Origin of the sequence: Streptomyces nogalater (assembly GCF_039532885.1) — a bacterium.
Lineage (GTDB): Bacteria > Actinomycetota > Actinomycetes > Streptomycetales > Streptomycetaceae > Streptomyces > Streptomyces nogalater.
Map to the genome: position 1 here is coordinate 70488 of NZ_BAAASM010000010.1, position 16149 is coordinate 86636.

A 16149-nucleotide genomic window follows, 5' to 3' on the forward strand; every position below is an offset into this window, starting at 1 on the left:
GTCACCCCACCCGGGGTGACGGGCCCTCGTCGCGCTCACAGCGGTGTCGTCATGCTCCGCGCAGCGGTGTCACGCTCACCGTCCGGCGAACTGCTCGCTCACCGAGTCGTACACGCTCTTGGCCACCTCGCCCAGCCGGGGACCGGCCAGCCAGCCCGCGTTCACCGGGCCGATGGACGTGTTGGACACCAGCGCGGGCTTGCCGTCGGCACCGGTCTCCACCCAGCCGCCGCCGGAGGAGCCACCGGTCATCGTGCAGCCGATCCGGTACATCGTCGGGTCGGCCTGCTCGATGGTCAGCCGGCCCGGCGTGTCCTGGCACTGGTACAGCAGCCCGCCGTCGTACGGGGCCGCCGCCGGGTAACCGGACGCCGTCACGCCGCCCACCTTCGCCACGGCCGGCGCGTCGAAGTCCACCGGCAGCGCCCCGCCGACCGTCTCCTCCAGCGACTTGCCGCCACTGCCCTGCTCCGGCGTCACATGGATGACGGCGAAGTCGTACGCGGCACCGGCACCGCCCGACTTGCCGCCCTCGCTGATCCACTGCTGCGAGGTCTTCGCCGCGTCGGCCCACCACACGCCGTACGGGGCGACCTGCGACCGGCTCGCGTTCTGCAACTCGGCCGCCGACAGGGCCCGATCGTTGTACGACGGCACGAAGGCGAGGTTGCGGTACCAGCCGCCCTTCTTGCCGGCGTGCACACAGTGACCGGCCGTCCAGACCAGGTTGGACTTGCCCGGGTGCGCCGGGTCCTGCACGACCGTCGCCGAGCAGACCATGGTGCCCTCGGGCGAGTCGAAGAGCAGCTTGCCCGACGTGGCCGCGTTGGTGTGGTACGGCGCGTCGACCGCCCGCGCCCGCACCGGCTGCGGCGTCGGGTCCGTCACCCCCTGGTCACCGGAGATGTCGTTGTCGTCGACGCCCTGGTCCGGCTCCTCGGCCTCCCGCATCCGGTCCGGGTCCCACAGGCCGCTGATGACCGGGTTGATGAAGTCGTTGGCCTCGCGCAGCCAGTCGTCCTTGTTCCAGTCCTTCCAGGCGCCGTTCTTCCACTTGTCGATGTCGATCCCGTGATCCTTGAGCCTGCGCTTGAGGTCGTCGGGGATACGGATCTTTCCGTCACCGGTGCCCGCCGCGGACGCGGTGGACGCCGGGTTGCCGTCGTCGGCACCGCCGCTGTCACAGGCGGTGGCGGTCAGGGCCAGCGCCGAGACGAGGGCGACCGCCGTCAGCGAGGCCGAGGTGCGGCGACCGCCCCTTCCTCGCCGAGCGGTGAACGACGGCCGTATGGATCGCATGGTCTTGACTCCCCTTGCTGTGAAAGGAACTCGGCGCTTGGGCCCCGGCCCCGGCGGCGAACCCATGGACGGTTCTTGCCGGTCCCGTGACCTTCCGGGAACGGCATCACACACTATGCGGTCGCTGTGGGGGAGTTCTGCCCGGACGGCAACGGTTCCGTCACAGGCTGCCTGAACAGGGCCTCGCCAGCGGCGGGTTGCCCCCGTCCCGCCCCGACGGGCGGGTCGCCCCCGCCGCCCCCGCCGCCCCCGGACGGGCCGGTGACGGCCGCGGCCGTGCCCGCCGCCCGGGAGGCCGATACGCGACCCCGTCCCGGCCTTCCGGACAAGGATCTCCAGGCCACCCCGTAACCGGCCGAACGGTCGGCGGTTGTAGCCGGTGGAACCGGCCGTCCGTGTCCGGTCCCCGAGCACCGACTCGCCCTTGACCAGCCAGGAGGACAGCGCGCCGTGGCCGTAACGGAGTCGATGGCCGGAGCCACATCCGGAGAAACACGGGCCGCGCACGAGGGGATCCTCAGACGCCAGTCGGCGCGCGAGTCCTCGGCGCGCACCTACGCCCGCGCCCTGCCCATCGTTCCCGTCCGGGCCCGGGGGCTCACCATCGAGGGCGCCGACGGCCGCCGTTATCTGGACTGCCTCTCCGGCGCCGGCACCCTCGCCCTCGGCCACAACCACCCGGTCGTGCTCGAAGCGATCCGCGGGGTCCTGGACTCGGGCGCCCCGCTCTCCGTCCTCGACCTCGCGACCCCGGTGAAGGACGCCTTCGTCACCGAGCTGTTCCGCACCCTCCCGCCCGGCCTCGCCGACCGGGCCCGCGTCCAGTTCTGCGGGCCGGCCGGCACCGACGCCGTCGAGGCCGCCCTCAAACTGGTCCGGACCGCGACCGGCCGCACCGGCGTCCTCGCCTTCGCCGGCGCGTACCACGGCATGACCGCCGGCGCCCTGGCCGCCTCGGGCGGCGCCCCCGACGTGCAAGTGGCCCGCCTGCCCTATCCGCAGGACTACCGCTGCCCGTTCGGCGTCGGCGGCCCGTCCGGCGCCGAACTCGCCGCGCGCTGGACCGAGTCACTCCTGGACGACCCCAAGTCCGGCGTCCCCCTGCCCGCCGGGATGATCCTCGAACCCGTCCAGGGCGAGGGCGGGGTGATCCCCGCGCCGGACGACTGGCTGCGCCGTATGCGCCGGCTCACGGCGGACCGGTCCATCCCGCTGATCGCCGACGAGATCCAGACCGGGGTCGGCCGCACGGGCGCCTTCTGGGCCGTCGACCACAGCGGCGTCACCCCCGACGTCATGGTCCTGTCCAAGGCCATCGGCGGCAGCCTCCCGCTGGCCGTGATCGTCTACCGCGACGACCTCGACACCTGGCAGCCCGGCGCCCACGCCGGCACCTTCCGCGGCAACCAGCTCGCCATGGCCGCCGGCACCGCCACCCTCGCCTACGTCCGTGAGAACGCCCTCGCCGAACGAGCCGCCGCCCTCGGCAACCGGATGCTGACCCGGCTCGCGGACTTCGGCCGCGCGTACGCGTGTGTGGGAGACGTACGGGGCCGCGGGCTGATGATCGGCATCGAACTCGTCAGCCCGGAGCCGGAGCAGCGTGAACCGGGGGCGCCGGCGTGCGGTGCCGGGGGACCGGTTGGTCCGAGCGGCGTGCGCGGCGCGGGTGACCCGACCGGGGCTGGTGGCGGTCCGGACGTTCCCGGCGGCCCGGGCACCGCCGCGGTCCCCGACGCCCGGACCGCTGGTACGGCCCCCGATACGTCCACGGGCCCCGCCGCCCGCACGCCGTACCCGCCCGCCCGCACGCCGTACCTGCCCGCCCCCGGACTGGCCGCCGCGGTCCAGCGGGAGTGCCTGCGGCGCGGACTGATCGTCGAACTGGGCGGCCGGCACACGTCCGTGGTCCGGCTGCTTCCGCCGCTGACGATCAGCGACGAACAGGCGGAGGCGGTACTCGACCGCCTGACCGACGCCATCACGGCGGCGGCCCGCGACCACGAGACCCACGGCCCCCACCCGCAACGACACCCCGGCCCTGCCCGGCGCGCACGCTGAAACACGCGCACCGCACCGGGCCGCCGACCCCGGGACCGCCCACCGGATCCGTCACCATCTTCCCTCCCGACTCCGCCCTCCTTTCCGGGCACCCGGGCCGACACCGGCCGTCGGCCCCACCCCACAGCCGTGCCGTACACCGTGCCGCACATCGCCCCGCCCGTCCGACAAGGGACCGGGCGGACGACCGGACCAGCCCGCGACACCCCGCACCCAGCCCCGCAGGAGCCGTCATGAACGCCACTCCCCACCCCGACGGCCGCTCCGGCGCCCCCGACGACCAGGGAGATTCCGCCACCCCGTCCGCCGCCGTACCGCTCACCGAATCCGTCCCCCAGCAGAAGAGGCGGGAGGCGGACACCAGCCGCTGCCCGGTGCCCGGCCCCGACCCGCTGGACGACCCCGATCCGCACACCGCGGCCGAGGCCGCCGCCGTCGAGAACCTCCTGCGGTGCTGGGTCCGCGAGACCGGCCTCACCGCCCCCACCACCGCGAGCCTCACCATCCCGCTGCCCGCCAGCGGCACCGCCCTGATCGCACCGGTGCGGTACTGGTCCCCGACGGGCTGGCACCGCTTCGACCCACCCCGACTCGCCTCCGCACCCGGCACCGCGCCACCCCTCGACGCCGTGACCCTCGCGGCACTCCTGGCCAGGGAAACCCCCAGCCCACCGGATACGACGGCACCCGCCCCCGCCCCCACCACGCCCGGCCCCCGCGCCGCCGGCCAGGACGACGGCACCGCTGCCCCCGGCACCATCCGTACGCCCGCGTCCCGCCCGGCCTCCCATCCGGGTGGCGACAGCACTGCCGGTGGCTCCGGTGCCGGCCCGGGCCCCGGCTCCTGCGGCGACCCCGCGGCCGGCGGCGATCTCGTGGCCAGGGTCGCCGACTCCGCCCGCCGCACCGCCGAGTTCATCCGCTACCGGCGCGCACACCCCGCGGACACCCCCGACCTCTTCCTCAGCGCCGAACAGGCCCTGCTCCTCGGACACCCGCTGCATCCGGCCCCCAAGAGCCGGGAGGGCCTGACCGAGGCCGAGTCCGGCCGGTACTCACCGGAGTCGCACGGCTCCTTCCCCCTGCACTGGCTCGCTGTCGCCCCCTCTCTCCTCGCCACCGACTCGGCCTGGACCGAGCGAGGCCGTCCCGTTCCCGCCGGCCACCTCGTCCGGCGCCTCGCCGGCACCGGCCTGCCGCTGCCCGACGGTTACACCGCGCTGCCCCTGCACCCCTGGCAGGCGCGCGAGGTACGGCACCGCCCTGCCGTCGCCGCGCTGTTCGACTCCGGGCTGCTGCGCGACCTCGGGCCGCTCGGCAGTCCCTGGCATCCCACCTCCTCCGTACGAACCGTCCACCGGTCCGGCGCCCCCGCGATGCTCAAGCTCTCGCTGGCCCTGCGCATCACCAACTCCCGCCGCGAGAACCTGCGCAAGGAACTCCACCGAGGCGTAGAGGTGCACCGGCTGCTGCGCACCGGCCTCGCCGGTCGGTGGCGCACAGCCCACCCCGGCTTCGACATCGTCCGCGACCCGGCCTGGCTCGCTGTGGACGGCCCGGACGGACTGCCCGTACCGGGGCTCGACGTGGTGATCCGGCACAACCCGTTCACCCCGGCCGACGACGCCGGCTGCGTCGCCGGACTCGTGTCGCCCCGCCCGCTCGCCGTCGTACCGTCGCCCAACGCGGTGGAACGACCCGCCACGTGGCCGATGCGGTCGCGCCTGGCCCATCTCCTCGCACGACTCACGGCCCGTACCGGCCGGTCCGTCGGCGCCGTAGCGGCGGAGTGGTTCCTTCGCTACCTGGAGCATGTCGTCCGCCCCGTCCTCTGGCTGGACGGCGAGGCCGGCGTGGCCCTCGAAGCGCACCAGCAGAACACGCTGCTCCTGCTGGACGGCGACGGCTGGCCCATCGGCGGCCGTTACCGTGACAACCAGGGCTACTACTTCCGCGAGTCACGGCGAACCGAACTGACCGCACGGCTGCCCGGCATCGGCGCACGCAGCGACACCTTCGTCCCCGACGAGATCGCCGACGAACGCTTCGCCTACTACCTCGCCGTCAACAACGTGTTCGGCCTGATCGGTGCCTTCGGCTCCCAGCGCCTCGCCGACGAGCGCCTGCTCCTCGCGGCCTTCCGCCGCTTCCTGACCACCCTGGCCTCGGGGCCCGCCCCACTGCGCACCTCTCTGCCCGGCCGCCTGCTCGACTCACCCGTGCTGCGCTGCAAGGCCAACCTGCTGACCCGACTGCACGGTCTCGACGAACTCGCCGGCCCGGTCGACACCCAGTCCGTCTACGTCACCATCGCCAACCCCCTTCATTCCTGAGCCACCTGCGCACAGGACCCACCTCGTCTCCTGAGAGGAGAGCACCGTGCCCCCCACCGACACGACCGCCGGAACCGGTCCCGCCCCGGCCCGCCCGTACGGCGCCGGCCCGCGGCCCGGTACGACGGGTCCCCGGCACTCCCCGTTCGGCCCGTTCACCACGGTGGACGACGCCCCGGACGGCGAGGACACCCTGGATCTGCGGCTGCCCGCCGAGTTCCTCGCCCTCCGCACCGGCGTGACGGCCGGCCTCCTCGGCCGGATCGCCACATGGGGCGCGGTCCCGACTCCCGCCGGCTCCTTCCAGTTGGTGCCCGTACACATCGACCGGGACCTGCCGCTCGTCCACCGCTGGATGAACGACCCGGCCGTAGCCGCCTTCTGGGAACTGGCCGGGCCCCCGCACCGGACGGAGGACCACCTGCGGTCCCAACTGCACGGTCACGAGTGCTGCGTACCGTGTCTCGGTGTACTCGACGGCACCCCGATGAGCTACTGGGAGGTCTACCGGGCGGACCTGGATCCACTGGCCCGCAGCTATCCCGCTCGTCCGCACGACACCGGGATCCATCTCCTCATCGGAGACGCGGCGGACCGGGGACGGGGGCTGGGCTCGGCCCTGCTCGGTGCCGTGGCCGGCCTGATCCTCGACCGGAGTCCCGCCTGCCCACGGGTGGTGGCAGAACCCGATCTTCGCAACACCCCCTCCATCGCAGCGTTCCTGAGCGCGGGCTTCCGGTTTGCCGCCGAGATCGACCTGCCCGGCAAGCGGGCCGCCCTCATGATCCGGGACCGGGTCCCGCGCGATGCGCCGTAGCGGCGCGTAATCGCACGCTCACCATGAGATACGAACGGCGGTGCCCAGATGTTCCCGGCCCGGGAAAAAATTCGGCGAGAGTACCGGCACCGAGCCGCCGCCTGCCGAGGCGCCCGGCGCAAGCCGGGAAATCGCCGCCCGCCCGGCAGCCTCCGCGCGCCATGGCACCGCCGCCCGTCAACCAGTCTCCGCACGCCGTGGCACCGCCGCCCGCCGAGGAGCCGCCGGTTGTGGAGGAGCCGCCCGCCCGTCCCACCGTCCCAGCCGGCCCGGCCCCCGGTTGCGGAGGAGCCGGTGCGTCCGTCCCGCCGTCCCAGCCACCCGACCCCACCCCCAGGAGCCCGGTCGTGATCCCGCCCCCCGGCCCCGCTACAGCCCCCCGTTTGTCAGTGCGGGGCCGTAGGGTGGTCAGGCTATGACGAAGCCCTCCCTCTCCGAACTCCTGCATGCCGCCGTCGCCGCCGTCGGCGGCACGGAGCGCCCCGGCCAGGTGACCATGGCCGAAGCGGTCGCCGAGGCGATCGACGACGGATCCCACCTGCTGGTCCAGGCCGGCACCGGTACCGGTAAGTCGCTGGGCTATCTCGTGCCCGCGCTCGCGCACGGAGAGAGAGTGATCGTCGCGACGGCCACGCTCGCCCTGCAACGCCAGCTCGTGGAGCGGGACCTGCCGCGCACGGTCGAGGCCCTGCACCCGCTGCTGCGCCGCCGCCCGGAGTTCGCCATGCTCAAGGGCCGGTCGAACTACCTGTGCCTGCACCGCTTGCACGAGGGCATGCCGCAGGACGAGGAAGAGGGCCTGTTCGACCAGTTCGAGGCCGCCGCGCCCACCAGCAAGCTGGGCCAGGACCTGCTGCGGCTGCGGGACTGGGCGGACGAGACCGAGAACGGCGACCGGGACGATCTCACCCCCGGCGTCTCGGACCGCGCCTGGGCCCAGGTGTCGGTGTCCTCGCGGGAGTGCCTGGGCGCGTCGAAGTGCGCGTACGGCGCCGAGTGCTTCGCGGAGATGGCCCGTGAGCGGGCCAAGCTCGCCGAGGTCGTGGTCACCAACCACGCCCTGCTCGCCATCGACGCCATCGAGGGCGCCCCGGTGCTGCCGCAGCACGAGGTACTGATCGTGGACGAGGCGCACGAGCTGGTCTCCCGCGTCACCGGTGTCGCCACCGGCGAACTCACCCCCGGCCAGGTGAACCGCGCCGTGCGCCGCGCCGCCAAGCTGGTCAACGAGAAGGCCGCCGACCAGCTCCAGACCGCCGCCGAGGGCTTCGAGCGGCTGATGGAACTCGCTCTTCCGGGCCGTCTGGAGGAGATCCCGGAAGACCTCGGCTACGCCCTGATGCAGCTGCGGGACGCCGCCCGCACGGTGATCTCCGCCATCGGCGCGACCCGCGACAAGTCCGTCCAGGACGAGGACGCTGTCCGCAAGCAGGCGCTGGCCTCGGTGGAGACGGTCCACGACGTGGCGGAACGGGTCCTGAACGGTTCGGAGTGGGACGTCGTCTGGTACGAACGGCACGACCGGTTCGGCGCGTCCCTGCGGGTCGCCCCCATGTCGGTCTCCGGCCTGCTCAGGGAGAAGCTCTTCGCCGACCGGTCCGTCGTCCTCACCTCGGCGACGCTCAAGCTGGGCGGCGACTTCAACGGCGTCGGCGCCTCGCTGGGCCTCGGCCCGGAGGGCACGCAGGGCGAGGACCTGCCGCAGTGGAAGGGCATCGACGTCGGCTCGCCGTTCGACTACCGCAAGCAGGGCATCCTGTACGTCGCCAAACACCTGGCGCGCCCCGCGCGTGACGGTGAGCGCGCCGACATGCTGGAGGAGCTGACCGAGCTGATCCAGGCGGCCGGCGGGCGCACCCTCGGCCTGTTCTCGTCCATGCGGGCGGCCCAGCTCGCGGCGGAGGAGCTGCGCTCCCGGATCCCCGAGTTCCCGATCCTCCTCCAGGGCGAGGAGACGCTCGGCGAGTTGATCAAGAACTTCGCCGCCGACCCGAAGACCTGTCTCTTCGGCACGTTGTCCCTCTGGCAGGGCGTCGACGTCCCGGGCCCCAGCTGTCAGCTGGTCGTCATGGACAAGATCCCGTTCCCGCGCCCCGACGATCCACTGATGAGCGCGCGCCAGAAGGCGGTGGAGGACGCCGGCGGCAACGGCTTCATGGCGGTCGCCGCCACCCATGCGGCGCTGCTCATGGCGCAGGGCGCCGGCCGCCTCGTCCGGGCCTCCGGGGACCGTGGCGTGGTCGCGGTACTGGACCAGCGGCTGGCGACCGCGCGCTACGGCGGTTACCTCAAGGCCTCCCTGCCGGACTTCTGGTACACCACGGACCGCAACCAGGTCCGCAGGTCGCTCGCGGCGATCGACGCGGCGGCGAAGGAGACGGAGGGGAAGTGACCGGGGGCGGCCGGCCCCCGGGCCCGCCTTGAGAGGCGGCGCCCGGCGACCGCCCCGGGGACAAGCAGGGCCCCGGAACCGGCGCAGGGGTTCCGGGGCCCGGTCAGGGAGCGAGCCGGGTGGGGCTCGTCGCCGCGGCGGTCAGACGCGCCGCAGCACGGCGACGACCTTGCCCAGGATGGTCGCGTCGTCGCCGGGGATCGGCTCGTAGGCCGCGTTGTGGGGGAGGAGCCAGACGTGGCCGTCCTCGCGCTTGAAGCGCTTGACGGTGGCCTCGCCGTCGAGCATGGCGGCCACGATGTCGCCGTTCTCGGCGACCGGCTGACGGCGCACGGTGACCCAGTCGCCGTCGCAGATCGCGGCCTCGATCATGGAGTCGCCGACGACCTTGAGGACGAAGAGTTCGCCGTCGCCGACGAGCTGGCGGGGGAGCGGGAAGACGTCCTCGACGGACTCCTCCGCGAGGATGGGGCCACCGGCGGCGATGCGGCCGACGAGCGGGACGTACGACGCGGCGGGCTTGCCGGCGGTGTCCGTGGGCTGCACGGTGACGGTCTGGTCCGATCCGCGGACCTCGTAGGCGCGCGGGCGGTGGGGGTCGCGGCGCAGGAAGCCCTTGCGCTCCAGTGCCATCAGCTGGTGGGCCACGGAGGAGGTGCTGGAGAGGCCGACGGCCTGGCCGATCTCCCGCATCGACGGCGGGTAACCCCGCCGTTGCACCGAGTCCCTGATGACCTCGATCACCCGGCGCTGCCGGTCGGTGAGTCCGGAGCTGTCCGCCCGGATGCCTGGAGGTCGGCCCGGCAGGGAGCGCTTGTTTCCCTCGGGATTCGTGGCTTCGTTCATCGCGTGTACCGGCTCGACTCGGCCCTGGGAGCGGTCCTGGGCGGTGATGGTGGCACTGTCTGCGGTGGTGGTCACGGCGGCCCCTCTCGATGGTCTCCCTGCTGCACAACGGTAGTTGCTTTCGAAAGGTTGCGCCAAACACACGTTCGAGTGAAAAAGTGCGTTTCGCCTGACGGGAGCAGGTATCCGGGTGTATAGCTACCGCGACGCTCGGCGGACAAAAGCGCCCATTGTTGTACTCTTCACCGCTGGAGTCGCTCGCCTCGTGAGCGGCGCCCCCAGTCTGCCATCCGGAATCTCGCAGTCCGGTTCCGGGGTCATTCCTGTGCGGGAGTGCCGAAGCGTCCTCCCCGCGGCGCCCACCGTATCCCCGCGAGCGCGCGGTGGCGCGGCTGCGCGCCCGCGTGTCCCGCAGGTCGCCACCGGCCTCCCGGGCGCCGTTCCGGTGCGACACGCGTGTCTGCCTTGGCGAATGAGCCAATCCCCACATGTAGTGGTTGGATGGCTACAGCGGCCCACAAGTTGTGGTCCCCCCGGTCGGAGACGGCTCACCGATCGCCTATGCTTAGGGCTGCTTCGCGAGGCCTGTGGGTCCGGCGAGGCTGACGAGTCTGCTGTGAGGAGGGTTGGAGAAACATGCACTGCCCCTTCTGCAGGCACCCCGACAGCCGTGTGGTCGACAGTCGTACGACCGACGACGGCACGTCCATCCGTAGGCGCCGCCAGTGCCCTGACTGCTCCCGTCGTTTCACGACCGTGGAGACGTGCTCGCTCATGGTGGTGAAGCGGTCCGGAGTCACCGAACCGTTCAGCCGCACCAAGGTCATCAACGGTGTGCGCAAGGCGTGCCAGGGGCGGCCGGTCACCGAGGACGCGCTCGCCCAGCTCGGGCAGCGGGTCGAGGAGGCGGTGCGCGCGACCGGAAGCGCCGAGCTGACCACCCACGACGTGGGGCTGGCCATACTCGGCCCTTTGCAGGAGCTGGACCTCGTCGCCTACCTGCGGTTCGCCTCCGTCTACCGGGCGTTCGACTCGCTTGAGGACTTCGAGGCCGCCATCGCGGAGCTGAGGGAGGCGACGCGCCCCGCCACGGACGAGGAAGACGGCGGCGCGGGGAGCCGGGAAGACCATCGCGGGCCGGCCGGGACCACGCAGGTTCCCGAGCCCGCGCACGCCGCCGACTGACCGACGGACCGGGATCCGGACGGAGAACCGGTTCCGGCCGTACGGCGGCGAACGAAGACCTGTCGCGGGCGGCGGCTGAGGGTGCCCGCGACGCAAGACAGAAACATGTGCCCACGGGAACAACGGGGGCATTTCAGGGCGTTTTCGCCCGTAGGGAGGCGGCATGACAGAGACGGCGAGCGGTCCGGCACGAGGTTCCCGAGCCAAGGGAGCCAAGGGCACGAAGGGACTGCGCATCGAGCGCATCCACACCACCCCCGGCGTGCACCCGTACGACGAGGTGACGTGGGAGCGCCGTGACGTCGTCATGACCAACTGGCGCGACGGCTCGGTCAACTTCGAGCAGCGTGGCGTCGAGTTCCCCGACTTCTGGTCGGTGAACGCGGTCAACATCGTCACCAGCAAGTACTTCCGGGGCGCCGTCGGCACCCCGCAGCGCGAGACCAGCCTCAAGCAGCTGATCGACCGCATCGTGAAGACGTACCGGAAGGCCGGTGAGGACCACAAGTACTTCGCCTCGCCCGCCGACGCCGAGATCTTCGAGCACGAGCTGGCGTACGCCCTCCTGCACCAGATCTTCAGCTTCAACAGCCCCGTCTGGTTCAACGTCGGGACCAAGCAGCCCCAGCAGGTCTCGGCCTGCTTCATCCTGTCCGTCGACGACTCCATGGAGTCGATCCTCGACTGGTACAAGGAAGAGGGCATGATCTTCAAGGGCGGCTCCGGCGCCGGCCTGAACCTCTCCCGGATCCGCTCCTCCAAGGAGCTGCTCTCCTCCGGCGGCAACGCCTCCGGCCCCGTCTCCTTCATGCGCGGCGCCGACGCCTCCGCCGGCACCATCAAGTCCGGCGGTGCCACCCGCCGTGCCGCCAAGATGGTCGTGCTCGACGTCGACCACCCCGACATCGAGGACTTCATCGAGACCAAGGTCAAGGAAGAGGAGAAGATCCGCGTCCTGCGCGACGCGGGCTTCGACATGGACCTGGGCGGCGACGACATCACGTCCGTCCAGTACCAGAACGCCAACAACTCGGTCCGCGTGAACGACGAGTTCATGAAGGCGGTCGAGGAGGGCGGCAAGTTCGGCCTGCGTGCCCGTATGACCGGCGAGGTCATCGAGGAGGTCGACGCCAAGGCGCTCTTCCGCAAGATCGCCGAGGCCGCCTGGGCCTGCGCCGACCCGGGCATCCAGTACGACGACACGATCAACAACTGGCACACCTGCCCCGAGTCCGGCCGGATCACCGCGTCGAACCCGTGCAGCGAGTACATGCACCTGGACAACACGTCCTGCAACCTGGCCTCGCTGAACCTGATGAAGTTCCTCAAGGACGACGGCAAGGGCCACCAGTCCTTCGAGACCGAGCGCTTCCAGAAGGTCGTCGAGCTGGTCATCACCGCGATGGACATCTCGATCTGCTTCGCGGACTTCCCGACCCAGAAGATCGGTGAGAACACCCGCGCCTTCCGCCAGCTCGGCATCGGCTACGCCAACCTCGGCGCCCTGCTGATGGCCACCGGCCACGCCTACGACTCCGACGGCGGCCGCGCCCTGGCCGGTGCCATCACCTCCCTGATGACGGGTACGGCCTACCGCCGCTCCGCCGAGCTGGCCGAGGTCGTCGGCACCTACGACGGCTACGCCCGCAACGCCGACGCCCACAAGCGCGTCATGAAGCAGCACTCCGACGCCAACGCCACGGCCGTGCGCATGGACGACCTGGACACCCCGGTCTGGGCCGCCGCCACGGAGGCCTGGCAGGACGTGCTGCGGCTCGGCGAGAAGAACGGTTTCCGTAACTCCCAGGCGTCCGTCCTCGCGCCGACCGGCACCATCGGCCTCGCGATGTCCTGCGACACCACCGGTGTCGAGCCCGACCTCGCGCTGGTGAAGTTCAAGAAGCTGGTCGGCGGCGGCTCGATGCAGATCGTCAACGGCACCGTCCCGCAGGCCCTGCGCCGCCTGGGTTACCAGGAGGAGCAGATCGAGGCGATCGTCGCCCACATCGCCGAGCACGGCAATGTGATCGACGCCCCCGGCCTCAAGCAGGAGCACTACGAGGTCTTCGACTGCGCCATGGGCGAGCGCGCCATCTCCCCGATGGGCCACGTCCGCATGATGGCCGCGATCCAGCCGTGGATCTCCGGCGCCATCTCCAAGACGGTCAACATGCCGGAGACGGCGACCGTCGAGGAGGTCGAGGAGATCTACTTCGAGGCCTGGAAGCTGGGCGTCAAGGCGCTCGCGATCTACCGCGACAACTGCAAGGTCGGCCAGCCGCTCTCCGCCAAGAAGAAGGACTCGGCGGACGAGAAGAAGGCCGAGGAGCCCGCGGCAGTCGAGACCAAGGTCGAGAAGGTCGTCGAGTACCGTCCGGTCCGCAAGCGCCTCCCGAAGGGACGTCCCGGCATCACCACGTCCTTCACCGTCGGCGGCGCCGAGGGTTACATGACGGCCAACTCCTACCCGGACGACGGCCTGGGCGAGGTCTTCCTGAAGATGTCCAAGCAGGGCTCCACCCTCGCGGGCATGATGGACGCCTTCTCCATCGCCGTCTCCGTCGGCCTCCAGTACGGCGTGCCCCTGGAGACGTACGTCTCGAAGTTCACCAACATGCGCTTCGAGCCGGCCGGTATGACGGACGACCCGGACGTGCGGATGGCGCAGTCGATCGTCGACTACATCTTCCGCCGCCTGGCGCTGGACTTCCTGCCCTTCGAGACCCGCTCCGCGCTCGGCATCCACTCCGCCGAGGAGCGCCAGCGGCACCTGGAGACCGGCTCCTACGAGCCGGCCGACGACGAGGTGGACGTCGAGGGCCTGGCCCAGTCGGCGCCGCGTGCCCAGGAGCTGAAGGCGGTCGCCACGCCGAAGGCCGAGTCCGAGGCGGCCAAGCCCGCCCCGAAGCAGGCCCACACCAGCGCCGAGCTGGTGGAGATGCAGCTGGGCATCCAGGCCGACGCCCCGCTGTGCTTCTCCTGCGGTACGAAGATGCAGCGGGCCGGCTCCTGCTACATCTGCGAGGGCTGCGGCTCGACCAGCGGCTGCAGCTGATGACACGCCGTTCGTGAGGTAAGGGGCGCCGGCCAGGGCCGGCGCCCCTTACGCGTGTGTGAGGGGAACGTCAGGGCCGGTGCGCCCGGCCCATGACCCGGGTGAAGGTCGCCGGGTCCCCGTCGAAGCCGTGCAGACCGGGGCGGAAGGTCCACTCGCCGGAGTCGTCCCGGACGAACTCGGCGATCGCGGCGGCCGTCGCCCCGGCCACCGATCCGAAGTCGTCCTCGGCGAGCACGGTGTAGCCCTCACGGATACGGAGGGCGGGATGCTGCACGTCGGCGAACGTCTTGTGGCCGTAGCGCTGTTGGATGACGGCGCCCACCACCACGCGCGTGTAGCGGCCGTCGAGACGCTCCAGCTCGAGCGTCATGACCTCGTCCCAGCCGAACCCCTTGCCGTCCGTGCTGTCGCGGTTGAGGGTGATCGTGCCGTCCGGCGAACGGCTGTCGAAGTGCACCAGATAGGCCGGATCCCCGTACGCGTCACCCGACACGAAGGTCGCGGCGATGATGTCGAGATCGGCCGGCGAGTGACCCGCCGGACTGGGGTCCCACTTGAGCGCGACCTCTACCTTGCGGATTCCCTTGCTGAAGCCGGTCACGAGGCTTCCCCCTCCCGCTGTGGTTCGACCCCAACTTCCCTGCGGCCGGGGTGTCTTGTCCATCGTGCCATGTACCCGGGCGCGTACGCGCGGGCGAACTCACCAAGGGGTGACCCACGCCACGCCCGGGGGCCGTACGATGGCGCGGTGCTGGTCAAGTGGATTCGCTGCACTGTGGTGGACCGCCGGGGTTTCGAGCGGGGGCAGCGGAAATGGGCGGGGCTTCCCGGGGAGCCGGGTTTCCGGGGACAGGGCGGGGGCTGGAGCCGGCAGCGGCCGGGGGTGGCGCACATCTTCGCCTTCTGGGAGAGCCGTGCCTTCTACGACTCCTTCATGGCACGCTCCCACGACCGGCTGGCCGCCGCCCAGTCCGGCACCTTCAAGGACGCCCAGGTCAAGCTGTTCGAGTACCGCTTCGATGTGAAGACCGGATTCGAGCCGCGCTTCACCGACGCCGATCTGATCCGGGTGGCCCTGTGCACGGTCCGCGAGGAGCGGGTGGAGCACTTCACGCTCATGCAGGAGAAGGTCTGGAACCCCGCGATGGCCGGCTCGCCCGGCATGATCCGCGGCATGTTCGCCGAGGCACCCGAGCACGAGTTCCTGATCCTGTCGATGTGGCGCTCGGCGGCCGAGCACGGGAAGTACCGCACCGAGCGTGTGGAGCGCCTCGCCCTGCGTGCCCAGACCGAGGCGGACATCGCGGCGCTCTCGGGCGACATCGTGGACCTCGAACCGTCCTGGACGGTCTGAAGGGCTGACGGTGTGGAAAGCAAACGCGCCGGCCGGTCCCGCGGCGGGTCCGGAAGCGGCCCGGGACGCCGTCTTGGTGTGACCTACGCCGTATGGAGCCCGTACGAGTGCTCGACTCGCCGCCGTACGCTCTAGGGTTTCGGCATGGCACGACCACGGCGCATCGTCCTTGTCCGGCACGGCGAGTCCACGGGCAACGTCGACGACTCCGTGTACGAGCGCGAACCCGACCACGCCCTCGCGCTGACCGAGCGCGGACGGCGGCAGGCGGAGGAGACCGGGAAACAGCTCCGCGAGCTGTTCGGCCGGGAGGCGGTCAGCGTGTACGTCTCCCCGTACCGCCGTACCCACGAGACACTCCGCGCCTTCCGCCTCGACCCCGACCTGATACGCGTCCGGGAGGAGCCCCGGCTGCGCGAGCAGGACTGGGGAAACTGGCAGGACCGCGACGACGTGCGCCTGCAGAAGGCGTACCGGGACGCGTACGGGCACTTCTTCTTCCGGTTCCCGCAGGGTGAGTCCGGCGCGGATGTCTACGACCGGGTCGGCGGCTTCCTGGAGAGCCTGTTCCGCAGCTTCGAGGCCCCCGACCATCCCCCGAACGTCCTCCTGGTGACCCACGGGCTCGCCATGCGGCTGTTCTGCATGCGCTGGTTCCACTGGACGGTCGCCGAATTCGAGTCGCTGTCCAATCCCGGGAACGCCGAGATGCGGATGCTCGTTCTCGGAGAGGACGGCAAGTACACACTCGACCGGCCCTTCGAACGCTGGCGCGAGCCGGTGCCGCAGTGGGTCACCGGATAA

General features: G+C 71.5%; 11 protein-coding genes. 8 read left to right on the forward strand and 3 right to left on the reverse strand.

What is annotated here, in order from left to right:
• Positions 1-75 precede the first annotated feature (75 nt).
• Complete coding sequence (locus ABD350_RS10015; RefSeq protein WP_344347507.1) at positions 76-1299, reverse strand: trypsin-like serine peptidase; 1224 nt, start codon at positions 1297-1299, stop codon at positions 76-78.
• 450 nt (positions 1300-1749) lie between these two features.
• Between ABD350_RS10015 and ABD350_RS10020 the strand changes: the two genes are divergently transcribed.
• From ABD350_RS10020 to ABD350_RS10035, 4 genes are all read left to right on the forward strand, one after another.
• Positions 1750-3360 (forward strand): diaminobutyrate--2-oxoglutarate transaminase family protein, encoded by a 1611-nt coding sequence (locus ABD350_RS10020; RefSeq protein ID WP_417801520.1) that lies wholly within the window; start codon positions 1750-1752, stop codon positions 3358-3360.
• A gap of 233 nt (positions 3361-3593) precedes the next feature.
• Entirely contained in the window at positions 3594-5693 is a 2100-nt protein-coding gene (locus tag ABD350_RS10025; protein WP_344347510.1) for an IucA/IucC family protein, read from the forward strand.
• A gap of 46 nt (positions 5694-5739) precedes the next feature.
• Positions 5740-6510 carry a GNAT family N-acetyltransferase gene (locus ABD350_RS10030; RefSeq protein WP_344347511.1) on the forward strand — a complete coding sequence of 257 codons (771 nt, stop codon included), beginning with the start codon at positions 5740-5742 and terminating at the stop codon, positions 6508-6510.
• 415 nt (positions 6511-6925) lie between these two features.
• Entirely contained in the window at positions 6926-8902 is a 1977-nt protein-coding gene (locus ABD350_RS10035; RefSeq protein ID WP_344347512.1) for an ATP-dependent DNA helicase, read from the forward strand.
• A gap of 141 nt (positions 8903-9043) precedes the next feature.
• On the opposite strand, the gene lexA is transcribed toward ABD350_RS10035, so the two are convergent.
• Positions 9044-9823 carry a transcriptional repressor LexA gene (gene lexA / locus ABD350_RS10040; protein WP_030785435.1) on the reverse strand — a complete coding sequence of 260 codons (780 nt, stop codon included), beginning with the start codon at positions 9821-9823 and terminating at the stop codon, positions 9044-9046.
• Positions 9824-10384: 561 nt separating this feature from the next.
• Between lexA and nrdR the strand changes: the two genes are divergently transcribed.
• Together nrdR and ABD350_RS10050 are read left to right on the forward strand one after the other, a co-directional pair.
• On the forward strand, positions 10385-10933 hold the full coding sequence (gene nrdR, locus ABD350_RS10045; protein ID WP_344347513.1) for a transcriptional regulator NrdR: 549 nt from the start codon (positions 10385-10387) through the stop codon (positions 10931-10933).
• Positions 10934-11096: 163 nt separating this feature from the next.
• Positions 11097-13988, forward strand: coding sequence for a vitamin B12-dependent ribonucleotide reductase (locus ABD350_RS10050; protein ID WP_344347514.1), 2892 nt, complete (start codon positions 11097-11099; stop codon positions 13986-13988).
• Between the two features lie 70 nt (positions 13989-14058).
• On the opposite strand, the gene ABD350_RS10055 is transcribed toward ABD350_RS10050, so the two are convergent.
• Positions 14059-14592, reverse strand: a complete 534-nt coding sequence (locus ABD350_RS10055; RefSeq protein ID WP_344347515.1) for a TerD family protein — start codon at positions 14590-14592, stop codon at positions 14059-14061.
• A 147-nt stretch (positions 14593-14739) separates the two neighbouring features.
• On the opposite strand from ABD350_RS10055, the gene ABD350_RS10060 reads away from it, so the two are divergent.
• Both ABD350_RS10060 and ABD350_RS10065 read left to right on the forward strand, forming a co-directional pair.
• On the forward strand, positions 14740-15345 hold the full coding sequence (locus tag ABD350_RS10060) for a YdbC family protein (RefSeq protein WP_344347516.1): 606 nt from the start codon (positions 14740-14742) through the stop codon (positions 15343-15345).
• A gap of 144 nt (positions 15346-15489) precedes the next feature.
• Positions 15490-16149, forward strand: coding sequence for a histidine phosphatase family protein (locus ABD350_RS10065; protein ID WP_344347517.1), 660 nt, complete (start codon positions 15490-15492; stop codon positions 16147-16149).

What these genes read in the sequence shown, in the direction of transcription:
- ABD350_RS10015 (WP_344347507.1), bottom strand. Translation starts at nt 1,299, where the DNA reads ATGCGATCCATACGGCCGTCGTTCACCGCTCGGCGAGGAAGGGGCGGT.
- ABD350_RS10025 (WP_344347510.1), top strand. Translation starts at nt 3,594, where the DNA reads ATGAACGCCACTCCCCACCCCGACGGCCGCTCCGGCGCCCCCGACGAC.
- ABD350_RS10035 (WP_344347512.1), top strand. Translation starts at nt 6,926, where the DNA reads ATGACGAAGCCCTCCCTCTCCGAACTCCTGCATGCCGCCGTCGCCGCC.
- nrdR (WP_344347513.1), top strand. Translation starts at nt 10,385, where the DNA reads ATGCACTGCCCCTTCTGCAGGCACCCCGACAGCCGTGTGGTCGACAGT.
- ABD350_RS10050 (WP_344347514.1), top strand. Translation starts at nt 11,097, where the DNA reads ATGACAGAGACGGCGAGCGGTCCGGCACGAGGTTCCCGAGCCAAGGGA.
- ABD350_RS10065 (WP_344347517.1), top strand. Translation starts at nt 15,490, where the DNA reads ATGGCACGACCACGGCGCATCGTCCTTGTCCGGCACGGCGAGTCCACG.